A 10,623-nucleotide genomic window follows, 5' to 3' on the forward strand; every position below is an offset into this window, starting at 1 on the left:
GGGGAAACGCCCGGATCAGGACTTCGCGGGCACGTCCAGCACGACCTCGAACTCGAGCAGCGACGCACCGGTCGACACCGGCTTGGGCCGCTCACCGTCGGCACCGTGACCGGCGTGCGCCGCGCGGGCCGGCCCGTCGCGCCACGCGGCGAAGGACTCCTCCGAATCCCACTGCGTCACCACGAAATACCGGTTGTCACCGGCCACCGGGCGCAGCAACTGGAAGCCGAGGAACCCGGGCGAGTTCTCCACCGCGTGGGCCCGCGCGGCGAACCGCTTCTCCAGCTCCGGGCCCGCGCCCTCGGGAATCTCGATCGCATTGATCTTCACAACAGCCATGAGTCGACTGTATACGGGGCAGAATCGGGTGCGTGCTGTACGACGAAGGCGGGGTCGGGGTGCCGATTCTGCTGCTACACGGTCTGATGGGAAGCGCGCGTACCTGGTCGGATCAGGTGCCGTGGCTGCGCGAGTTCGGTCATGTCTATACCTTCGACGCCGCGGGTCACGGTCGTGTTCCGCCCGCCGAGCTCAGCACCGAGGCGTTCGTCGCCGACCTCGCCGCGCACACGTCGGCGATCACCGAACCGATGATCGTGATCGGGCATTCGATGGGTGCGCTGCACGGGTGGGTGTTCGCGGCGACCCATCCCGAGCGGGTCCGCGCGATCGTCGTCGAGGACATCGCCCCGGATTTCACCGGCCGCACCGCCGCCCACTGGGCCGAACTCATCCACTCCTGGCCGCAACCCTTCCCCGACGAGCAGGCCGTGATCGACTATTTCGGGCCGGTGGCCGGGCGGTACTTCCTGCGGGCGTTCACCGAATCGAGCGGCTACCGGCTCCACGGCGAGGTCGACACCTTCCGCGCGATCTCCGAGGAATGGGGAACGCGCGACTTCTGGGACGAATGGAAGTCGCTGCGCGTTCCCGCCTTGCTCATCGAGGGCGAGCACACCATCACCCCGGCTGGGCAGATGCGGACGATGGCCGAGGTGCATCCGGACGCGGAGTACGTGCGAGTTCCCGGGGCGGGGCACCTGATTCACGATGAGCGGCCCGAGGAATACCGCGCGCACGTCGAACGGTTTCTGGCGCGGGTCTGAGCCGCAGCCTGGTCGGACGGCTTCTGGTGCGGGGCTGGGTGTCTACCCTCGAGGAAGTCCCCACGCCGCACCCTGCCCCTGGCCTGCAAGCAGGTCGAACGGTACCGGCGGATATCAGGCGCCCTCGCCGGCCAGGGCGAACAAACCGTCCTCGGTCTGCTCGATGAGCCCGTCGACCAGCAGCGAATCCAGCGCCCGAGCTCGCTGACCCGGGTCGCGCGTCCAGGCCATGTCCAGCCGCACCCGCTCGACCGGCCCCGACGCATCACGCAGCACATCGAGCAGCCTGCCGCGCGCCTGCCGATCGGTGCCCTCGTACTTCTGCACCTTGCGCACCACCTCGGCGGCCGGCCTGCCCGCGTCGACCCAGGCGCAGCGCGGCAGCGGGCAGTTGCCGCAGTCGGGGTTGCGGGCCGTGCAGACCAGCGCGCCCAGTTCCATCAGCGCCGCCGAGAACTTCGCGGCCCGCGGCACCGAGGTGGGCAGCAGCGCCTCGGTTTCGGCGAGATCGCGCGAGGACGGATTACCGGGTTCACGGCCGTGCACCGCCCGCGCCACCACGCGGCGAACATTGGTGTCCACCACCGGAACTCGCTGCCCGTACGCGAAACACGCCACCGCGCGCGCGGTGTAGGCGCCGATACCCGGCAGGCTCAGCAGGACGTCGACATCGGCCGGAACCACGTCGCCGTGCTCGGCGGCCAGCACCCGCGCGCACTCGTGCAACCGCAGTGCCCGGCGCGGATAACCGAGCTTGCCCCACGCCCGCAGCACCTCGGCCTGTGACGACGCCGCCATCGCCGAGGGCACCGGCCAGCGCGCCACCCACTCACGCCAGATCGGCTCCACCCGCACCACGGGTGTCTGCTGCAGCATGATCTCGCTCATCAGGATGTGCCAGGCGGTCGCCTCCGGCCGCCGCCACGGCAGGTCACGCGCCCGCTCGGTGAACCAATCCAGCAGGACCTCGGCGTCGATACTCACTGTTCCCGTTCCATCTCTGCCAGGCCGACTTTGCCGAGGCGTAACAGCGCAGACTCGCTGGTAACCGATAGCGTGTGCACAATGGTCGGTATGCCTGGTTCTAATCCGATAAGTGCCTGGAAGTCGCTGCGCGAGGGCAACGAGCGCTTCGTCAACGACACTCTGCTGCATCCTAGCCAGGGCGCAGCAGACCGGGCCAAGCTCGTGAACGGACAGCGACCGCACGCCATCCTCTTCGGCTGCGGCGATTCGCGCGTAGCCGCCGAACTGATCTTCGACCAGGGTCTCGGCGACATGTTCGTGGTGCGTACCGCAGGCCACGTCGTCGACTCCTCGGTGCTCGGCTCGATCGAATACGGCGTCGAGGTGCTCAACGTGCCGCTGATCGTGGTCCTCGGCCACGACAGCTGCGGCGCGGTGAAGGCCACGATCGACGCGCTCGACGGCGGCGCCGTCCCCGGCGGCTTCATTCGCAGCGTGGTCGAGAAGGTGACCCCCTCGATCCTGCTCGGCCGCCGCGAAGGGCTCACGACGGTCGACGACCTCGAGGCCCGGCACGTGGTGGAGACCAGCAAGCTGCTCATGGAACGCTCGATGATCATCTCCCAGCGCGTCGCCACTGGTCAGTGCGCGATCGCGAGCGTCACCTACCAGTTGTCCGACGGTCGCGCGCATCTGCGCCGGGTGGTCGGCAATATCGGCGAGACGGTCTGAATCGGGCGGTAAGCGCCCGACACGCCGAGGTCATCGAGCGCGCCCTCGCGCGCTGCGCTTACCTTTGAAGCGTGCTGGAACCGAATGGACCGCTGCCACCGGAGATCTACTGGCGTCGTCGCGCGCTGGCCATCGGCGTCATCGTCGTCGCGCTCGCGATCGTGGTCTGGCTGGTCACGATGGTGGCGCGCGGTGGTGATTCGTCCGGTTCGGGCGCGGCCGCGTCCTCGACGACGGTCGCGAGCACGTCCCAGACCAGCAGTGCGACCAGTAGTGCGACGGCAAGCAGTTCGGTGACCAGCACGTCGGCGGCACCGTCGTCGACCACGTCCGCCGCCCCGGAGCCCGCGGCCCAGCCGTGTAGCGATCAGTCGCTGGCGCTGAAGGTGACGGTCAACCAGCCGACCTACCGGGTGGGTGATCAGCCGGGCTTCGGCACCGTCATCACCAACATCTCCACGGCCGCGTGCTCGCGCGATCTCGGCGCGGGCCCGCAGTTCCTCGTCTTCACCCTCGACGGGCAGCGCAGGCTGTGGGCGAGCAACGACTGCACCCCGGACGGGCCGCCTGAGGTGAAGACCCTGAAGGCGGGCGAACAGCTGTCGTACAAGGGCACCTGGTTCGGCACCACGTCCCAGCCACAATGCGCGGGGGAGCGGTTGCCGGTCCCGGCGGGTGCGTACATGGTTGTCGCACAGCTCGGTTCCATCCGCAGCGCGGCCGAACCGTTCAACCTGGCCGACTGAATACCGTCCGACCGGGCATTATGCGGATGCGCTGTAAATCACATGTCCAAGACGGCTGATTTGCAGAATTCGCAGGACGGGCGGCCGTGTCAACGGCTGTTACCGCCGAAATGCCGAATTCGACCGGAAAGCGCGGTTTGCCGGAGTTATTCCACGGCCGCAGGCTCGCGGGGTGCCCGGGATTTGCGGAGTTCGGCCAATCGCAGCGCCGAACGCAGGTCGCCGACCTCGTGGATGCGCATCGAACCGCTCTTGGACTTCTCCGAACCCGGCGGTACCAGGGCGGTGGTGAAGCCCAATCGCTCGGCCTCGGCCAGGCGCCGGCCGAGCCCGGTGATCTTGCGGACCTCACCCGCCAGGCCGACCTCACCGAGGATCACCCAGCCCGCGGGCAGGGCGATATCGGCCTCGGCGCTGGCGATGGCCAGGGCGATGGCGAGGTCGGCGGTCGGCTCGACCAGGCGCATGCCGCCGACGGTCGCCGCGTACACGTCGTGCTTGCCGAGGAACACCCGTCCACGGCTCTGCAGGACCGCGAGCACCATGGCCACCCGGTTGTAGTCCAGGCCGCTCACCGCGCGACGCGGCTGGGGGATCTCGGTCTTCACCGTGAGCCCCTGCACCTCCGCGACCAGCGGACGTTTACCGTCCATCGCGACCGTCACCGCTGTGCCGGGTACGGCATCGGTGCGGTGATGCAGGAACAATCCGGACGGATCGTCGACGCAGGCGATGCCGTCCTCGTGGAGCTCGAAACAGCCCACTTCGTCGGCGCTGCCGAAGCGGTTCTTGATGCCGCGCACCATGCGCAGCGAGGAGTTCTTGTCGCCCTCGAACTGCAGCACCACGTCCACCAGGTGCTCGAGCGTGCGCGGACCGGCCACATTGCCGTCCTTGGTGACATGCCCGACCAGCAGCACCGCGATCCCGCTCGCCTTGGCCAGTGAGGTGAGCGCCGCCGTCACCGCGCGTACCTGGGTGACACCGCCGATCACGCCGTCGACCTCGGGGGCGAGCATCGTCTGCACCGAGTCGACGACCAGGAGCGTCGGACGCACCTGCTCGACGTGCCCGAGCACGATCGACAGATCCGATTCCGCCGCGAGATACACCCGGTCGTGCACGGCCCCGGTCCGGTCGGCACGCAGGCGCACCTGACCCGCCGACTCCTCCGCCGTCACATACAGCGCGGTCTCGTCGCGCTGGGCGGCCCACCGGAACGCGACCTCGAGCAGCAGGGTCGACTTGCCGACGCCCGGTTCACCCGACAGCAGCACCACCGATCCCGGCACCACCCCACCGCCGAGAACCCGGTCCAGCTCGCTCACCCCCGTCGACCTGGCCTGGGTGACCTTCGCGTCGATCTGCGACAGCGGCGCCGCCGCCGTGCTCGGCAGCATGGCCCGGCGCCCCGGCGCCGCCGCAGAGGCCGAGACCGCCACCTCGTTCACGGTGCCCCACGCACCGCAATCAGGGCATTTGCCAACCCATTTCGACACCTCGTGCGAACACGAGGTGCAACGGAAAACAGCTTTGGTCTTGGCCACACGCGCACCCTACGGATCGGGTCCGACAACAAGAAAAGCCGCCGCGAAGTTCGCGACGGCTTTTCTCGACAGCTGGTCTCAGTGACCGCCGCCCGCGCCCTCGGGCGCCGGGCCGGACTTCTCGTTCTCGACGCGCTCGGAAGTGGCGGCGTCGACCGGAACGGCCACCTGCACGGTGCCCGCGTCCTTGAAGTTGAAGGTGACCGTGTAGGTCAGGCCGGGGGTGATGTTCTCCGTGAGGCCGGTGATCTCGATGCTCGCCGGCTCGGCGGCGGCGTCGCTGGCGCTCGAGTTACCGCCACCAGGAGCCGTGGTCGGTGCCGCGGTGGTGGTCGGTGCGGCCGTGGTGGTGCCGTGGTGATCGCCGGTCTCGGCCGCGGCGGTGACGCTCGGCGGGCCGACCAGCACGGTCTCCTGCGGCTTCAGCTCGAACTTGCCACCGGCCGGGCCGGTGATCTTGATCGGGCCGAGGTCGGTGCTCACGCTGGTGAGCTCGTCGGTGACGGTCTCGCTGCCGTTGATGATCGACAGGGCGAGGACGGCCTTGCCGCCCTTCTGGTGCGCCGACGCCGCCTCGGGGTACACGATGTGCACGTTGCGCAGGGAGATGTCGCCGACATCGGCGTGGTTGCCGTTGATGGCGGCGGCCTGCGACGAGGTCTGGGTGTGCTGGCCGGCACTGCAGCCGGTCAGGGCGATGCCCGCGGCAGCGGCGAGCGCGGCAACCGTCACCATGCGACGTCGCGCCGACGGGGCGGTCACAGCTTTCAGGGCAGTCACGGTTTGTCCTCCATGTCGACCGGGCTCACTCCGTTCCACACGGGGACCGGAGGGTAGTAACTAGGCAGCGTAGTAGTTCGCTTCGCGCGCGTGGCGTCGGGGCTCGCGACGCGCGGGTACGGAAGTAACAGTTCGGTGTCCCGGACGTGGTTGCCACGTCGATGCCGGACGGCCGAAGTGCGAATACCGGTCGTTGTGCTGGTGGTTAACCTGTTCTGGCGCAACACAATGCACAACAATTCTTGATTGTCAACCCCTGGGATGTCCTCGTTGTGGCCCTGACCTGCACAGTTGATCGCGCCGTTACCGAGTCGCATGTTAAACTGTGAACATCGAAAGGGGCACGGGACACATGATTTTTAAGGTCGGAGACACCGTCGTTTACCCCCACCACGGAGCGGCGCTGATCGAAGCAATCGAGACCCGCACCATCAAGGGTGTGCAGAAAGAGTATCTGGTCCTGAAGGTCGCGCAAGGCGACCTGACCGTTCGCGTTCCCGCAGAAAACGCCGAATACGTCGGCGTGCGCGACGTCGTCGGCCAGGAAGGTCTCGACCGCGTCTTCCAGGTGCTACGCGCGCCACACACGGAGGAGCCGACCAACTGGTCCCGCCGTTACAAGGCCAACCTCGAGAAGCTCGCCTCCGGCGATGTGAACAAGGTGGCCGAGGTCGTCCGCGACCTGTGGCGTCGTGAGCAGGATCGCGGCCTGTCCGCCGGTGAGAAGCGGATGCTGGCCAAGGCGCGTCAGATCCTCGTCGGTGAGCTCGCGCTCGCCGAGGGCACCGACGACGGCAAGGCCGAATCGCTGCTCGACGAGGTCCTCGCCGCGGCCTCGTAGTGTGCGACCTGTCGTAGCACTGGTTCCTGCCGCCGGTCGTGGCGTGCGCCTGGGTGAACCCACCCCGAAGGCGTTCGTCCCGGTCGGCGGTACACCTATGGTCCGGCTGGCCGTCGATGGGCTGATCGCGTCCGGTGCTGTGCACCGGGTGGTCGTGGTCGTACCCGCCGAACTGGTCGACGCCGCGTCTGCCTTGCTGTCCACCACTTCGCTGACCGGCGGTTCGATGCCCCCTGTGCCGGTGCAGGTCGTCGTCGGCGGCGCCGAGCGCACGGATTCGGTGCGCGCGGGCATCGCGGCCGCACCCGACGCCGGGTACTACCTCGTGCACGACGCCGCCCGCGCGCTCACCCCGCCCGAACTCATCGCGCGCGTCGCCACCGAACTACAGGCAGGCAGCCCGGCCGTCGTGCCCGCCCTGCCCGTCGTCGACACCGTGAAATCGGTCGACGACGCGGGCGTCGTCACCGGCACACCCGACCGCGCCGACCTGCGCGCCATCCAGACTCCCCAGGGCTTCGACGCCGAATTGCTGCGCCGCGCCTACGCCACCGACGTCGGCGCGACCGACGACGCGGGCCTGGTCGAACGCCTCGGCGTCGCCGTGCACACCGTCGCAGGCGACCCACTGGCCTTCAAGATCACCACGCCACTCGACCTGACCCTCGCCGACGCCGTCCTCGCCCGACGACGCGATGTCACCTCGGCCGACGCCACTGCCTCGCAGGTCGAGCCGAGGTCCACGCCCGCTGCCGAGTCCGCACCCGTCGGCGGCGCCGCGCAGCTCGGTCACTCTGCCGTCCGGACCGAGGTCGCTCGATGAGAGTCGGCATCGGGAGCGACGTGCACCCCATCGAACCAGGTCGTCCCTGCTGGATGGCCGGTCTGCTGTTTCCCGACGCCGACGGCTGCGCGGGCCACTCCGACGGTGATGTCGCCGTGCACGCGCTGTGCGACGCACTGCTCTCCGCCGCCGGTCTGGGCGACGTGGGCGCCGTCTTCGGCGTCGGCCGCCCCGAATGGGCCGGTGTGACCGGTGCCGCCATGCTCACCGAAGTCCGCAGACTCCTCACCGACGACGGTTACTCCGTCGTCAACGCCGCCGTGCAGGTCATCGGCAATCGCCCGAAGATCGGCCCGCGCCGCGCCGAAGCGCAAAAAGTACTCGGCGAATTACTCGACGCACCGGTTTCGGTATCCGGAACCACCACCGACGGGCTCGGATTGACCGGGCGCGGTGAGGGTGTGGCCGCCATCGCGACCTGTCTGCTGGAGTGTTCGCAGCCCTGACGGGCCATCCCACCCGACCGCCCCACCGTCGCCGCCAGGAAACGCGGCGAGCCACGAACCGGCCGGTCAACCCCACTCTCATCCCACCGACTAGGATCGAATGCCGTGACCTTGCGCCTTTTTGACACCGACACGCGGACCATGCGGGAATTCACCCCGCTGGTCCCCGGCCGTGCCTCGGTGTATCTGTGTGGTGCCACCGTGCAGGGTCAGCCCCATATCGGGCATGTGCGCAGCGGCGTCGCGTTCGACGTGCTGCGCCGCTGGCTGCTGGCACACGACTACGACGTGCGGTTCATCCGCAATGTCACCGATATCGACGACAAGATCCTGAACAAAGCCGCCGAGGCGGGCAGGCCGTGGTGGGAATGGGCGGCCACGCACGAGCGCGCGTTCGATTCCGCCTACGAAACCCTAGGTGTGCTTCCACCGTCGGCCGAACCGCGCGCCACCGGGCACATCACCCAGATGGTCGCCCTGATGGAGCGGCTGATCGAGCGCGGGCATGCCTACGCCGCCGAGGGCGATGTGTATTTCGATGTGGTGAGCTGGCCGAATTACGGTGAACTCTCCGGCCACAAACTCGACGACGTGCACCAGGGCGAAACCCCCACCCGCGGCAAACGCGACCCCCGCGATTTCACCCTCTGGAAAGCCGCCAAACCGGGCGAGCCGAGCTGGCCTTCGCCGTGGGGCCCCGGTCGACCCGGCTGGCACCTGGAATGCTCCGCGATGGCCGAGTTCTATCTCGGCCCCGAATTCGATATTCATTGCGGCGGAATGGATTTGATCTTCCCGCACCACGAGAACGAGATCGCCCAGTCGAAGGCGGCAGGCGACGGTTTCGCGCGTTACTGGCTGCACAACGGCTGGGTGACGATGGGCGGGGAGAAAATGTCGAAGTCGCTCGGCAATGTTCTCTCGGTGCCGAATGTGCTCACCCGCGTACGGCCGGTGGAATTGCGTTTCTATCTCGGCAGCGCGCATTACCGTTCGATGCTCGAATACTCCGACAAGGCACTCGACGACGCGGTCGCTTCCTATCAGCGCATCGAGGCTTTCGTGCGGCGGGTGCACGATCGGGCCGGTGCGGTGCCGGTCGGCAAATGGACCGACGCGTTCGCCGCCGCGCTCGACGACGATCTGGCGATCCCCAAGGCGCTCGCCGAGATCCACCACGTGGTGCACGAGGGCAATCGCGCCATGGAATCGGGCGCACTCGACACGGCGGCCGAACTGGCCGGGCAGGTGCGGGCGATGCTCGGCATCCTCGGCGTCGACCCGTTCGACGAACACTGGTACACCCCCGCCGACAATTCGGCGGCGCTCGACGCGCTCGACGTGCTGGTCCGCTCGGAGCTGGACCGCCGGGCGAGCGCGCGAGCCGACAAGAACTGGGCAGAAGCCGATGCCGCACGGGATCGGCTCATCGCGGCGGGTATCGAAGTCACCGATACCCCGCAGGGGCCGGAATGGTCGCTGGGCGCAGCTAGCGGAAAGGCGAACTGATGGCAGGCAATTCACAGCGACGCGGAGCGATTCGGAAGGGCGGCACCAAGAAGGGTGCTGTCGTCGGTTCCGGCGGCAGGCGTCGTCGCGGCCTCGAAGGGCGCGGCGCGACCCCGCCCGCGGTCGAACGCACCAAGCATCCCGCCGCCAAACGCGCGGCCGCCGCGGCCAAAGCCAAAGCGGCACAGGGTCGTCCGACCGGCAAGTCCGGCGTACCGCGCGCCGGCCGCAAGTCCGACGACGGTCCCGAGTTGGTCCTCGGCCGCAATCCGGTGCTCGAGTGCCTGCGCGCGGATGTGCCCGCGACCGCGCTCTACGTGGCGGTCGGCACCGAGAACGACGACCGCCTCACCGAGAGCGTGCAGCGCGCCGCCGACCTCGGCATCTCCATCCTCGAGGTGCCACGCACCGACCTGGACCGGTTGAGCGCCAACGGATTGCACCAGGGTGTGGCCCTGCAGGTGCCGCCGTACCGGTACGCCCATCCTGACGACCTGATGGACCGGGTGAAGTCGACCGCCGAACCCGCGTTGCTCGTCGCCCTCGACAACATCACCGACCCGCGCAACCTCGGCGCGGTCATCCGCTCGGTCGCCGCGTTCGGTGGTCAGGGTGTGGTGATCCCGCAGCGTCGCAGCGCGGCCGTCACTGCGGTGGCGTGGCGGACAAGTGCGGGTGCGGCGGCGCGTCTGCCCGTTGCGCGCGCGACCAACCTGACGCGCACGTTGAAGGACTGGGCGTCTCAGGGTATCCAGATCGTCGGGCTCGACGCCGATGGTGATACGGCACTCGACGATTTCGACGGCAGTGTGCCGACGGTGGTTGTTGTCGGGTCCGAGGGTAAGGGACTTTCGCGGCTGGTCCGGGAGACCTGTGACTCGATTTTGAGTATTCCGATGGCGGGGCCGGTCGAGTCGTTGAACGCTTCGGTGGCTGCTGGTGTGGTGTTGGCTGATATCGCTCGGCAGCGTCGACTGGGGTGAGGTGCTGTAGGGCGGGGGTGCTGCTTTGTAGCGTGCCCGGCTCTTTTTGGATTGCGCCCACGGAGGTATTGGGCTGTGTTTTTGGAGCGCTGGCGCGCTCGAGCGCGGCCCCTGAGGGGCCGC

The 10,623-nt window shown here is 68.5% G+C and carries 12 protein-coding genes; 8 read left to right on the forward strand and 4 right to left on the reverse strand.

The genetic code is table 11. The annotated features are described in order from the left end of the window. Window positions 1–15: 15 nt before the first annotated feature. Window positions 16–339, reverse strand: coding sequence for an antibiotic biosynthesis monooxygenase (locus HYG95_RS22610; protein WP_067495664.1), 324 nt, complete (start codon window positions 337–339; stop codon window positions 16–18). Between the two features lie 32 nt (window positions 340–371). On the opposite strand from HYG95_RS22610, the gene HYG95_RS22615 reads away from it, so the two are divergent. Further along, entirely contained in the window at window positions 372–1,106 is a 735-nt protein-coding gene (locus HYG95_RS22615; protein ID WP_181700822.1) for an alpha/beta fold hydrolase, read from the forward strand. A 114-nt stretch (window positions 1,107–1,220) separates the two neighbouring features. On the opposite strand, the gene HYG95_RS22620 is transcribed toward HYG95_RS22615, so the two are convergent. Beyond that, window positions 1,221–2,090 carry an A/G-specific adenine glycosylase gene (locus tag HYG95_RS22620; protein ID WP_181700824.1) on the reverse strand — a complete coding sequence of 290 codons (870 nt, stop codon included), beginning with the start codon at window positions 2,088–2,090 and terminating at the stop codon, window positions 1,221–1,223. Window positions 2,091–2,180: 90 nt separating this feature from the next. Between HYG95_RS22620 and HYG95_RS22625 the strand changes: the two genes are divergently transcribed. Next, window positions 2,181–2,804, forward strand: coding sequence for a carbonic anhydrase (locus tag HYG95_RS22625; RefSeq protein WP_181700825.1), 624 nt, complete (start codon window positions 2,181–2,183; stop codon window positions 2,802–2,804). A gap of 71 nt (window positions 2,805–2,875) precedes the next feature. Continuing rightward, window positions 2,876–3,550 carry a hypothetical protein gene (locus HYG95_RS22630; RefSeq protein WP_181700827.1) on the forward strand — a complete coding sequence of 225 codons (675 nt, stop codon included), beginning with the start codon at window positions 2,876–2,878 and terminating at the stop codon, window positions 3,548–3,550. A 146-nt stretch (window positions 3,551–3,696) separates the two neighbouring features. Here HYG95_RS22630 and radA read toward each other — a convergent pair whose 3' ends face one another. Together radA and HYG95_RS22640 are read right to left on the reverse strand one after the other, a co-directional pair. Further along, on the reverse strand, window positions 3,697–5,097 hold the full coding sequence (gene radA, locus HYG95_RS22635; RefSeq protein WP_181700828.1) for a DNA repair protein RadA: 1,401 nt from the start codon (window positions 5,095–5,097) through the stop codon (window positions 3,697–3,699). 78 nt (window positions 5,098–5,175) lie between these two features. Next, window positions 5,176–5,877: a hypothetical protein gene (locus HYG95_RS22640; RefSeq protein ID WP_370465889.1), complete on the reverse strand. Its 702-nt coding sequence runs from the start codon at window positions 5,875–5,877 to the stop codon at window positions 5,176–5,178. A 352-nt stretch (window positions 5,878–6,229) separates the two neighbouring features. Here HYG95_RS22640 and carD point away from each other — a divergent pair, with 352 nt between their 5' ends. From carD to rlmB, 5 genes are all read left to right on the forward strand, one after another. Next, window positions 6,230–6,718 (forward strand): RNA polymerase-binding transcription factor CarD, encoded by a 489-nt coding sequence (carD, locus tag HYG95_RS22645; RefSeq protein WP_019044685.1) that lies wholly within the window; start codon window positions 6,230–6,232, stop codon window positions 6,716–6,718. A 1-nt stretch (window position 6,719) separates the two neighbouring features. After that, window positions 6,720–7,541: a 2-C-methyl-D-erythritol 4-phosphate cytidylyltransferase gene (gene ispD / locus HYG95_RS22650; RefSeq protein ID WP_181700830.1), complete on the forward strand. Its 822-nt coding sequence runs from the start codon at window positions 6,720–6,722 to the stop codon at window positions 7,539–7,541. Then, a complete protein-coding gene (gene ispF / locus HYG95_RS22655) occupies window positions 7,538–8,008 on the forward strand; it encodes a 2-C-methyl-D-erythritol 2,4-cyclodiphosphate synthase (protein WP_181700831.1) in 471 nt (156 codons plus the stop codon). Before ispD ends, ispF begins: the two co-directional genes overlap by 4 nt. A 105-nt stretch (window positions 8,009–8,113) precedes the next feature. Beyond that, window positions 8,114–9,517, forward strand: coding sequence for a cysteine--tRNA ligase (gene cysS, locus HYG95_RS22660; protein ID WP_067495651.1), 1,404 nt, complete (start codon window positions 8,114–8,116; stop codon window positions 9,515–9,517). Further along, a complete protein-coding gene (rlmB, locus tag HYG95_RS22665; protein ID WP_181700833.1) occupies window positions 9,517–10,500 on the forward strand; it encodes a 23S rRNA (guanosine(2251)-2'-O)-methyltransferase RlmB in 984 nt (327 codons plus the stop codon). Before cysS ends, rlmB begins: the two co-directional genes overlap by 1 nt. Window positions 10,501–10,623 lie beyond the last annotated feature (123 nt).

It is taken from the genome of Nocardia sp. GTS18 (assembly GCF_013839555.1).
GTDB lineage: Bacteria > Actinomycetota > Actinomycetes > Mycobacteriales > Mycobacteriaceae > Nocardia > Nocardia rosealba.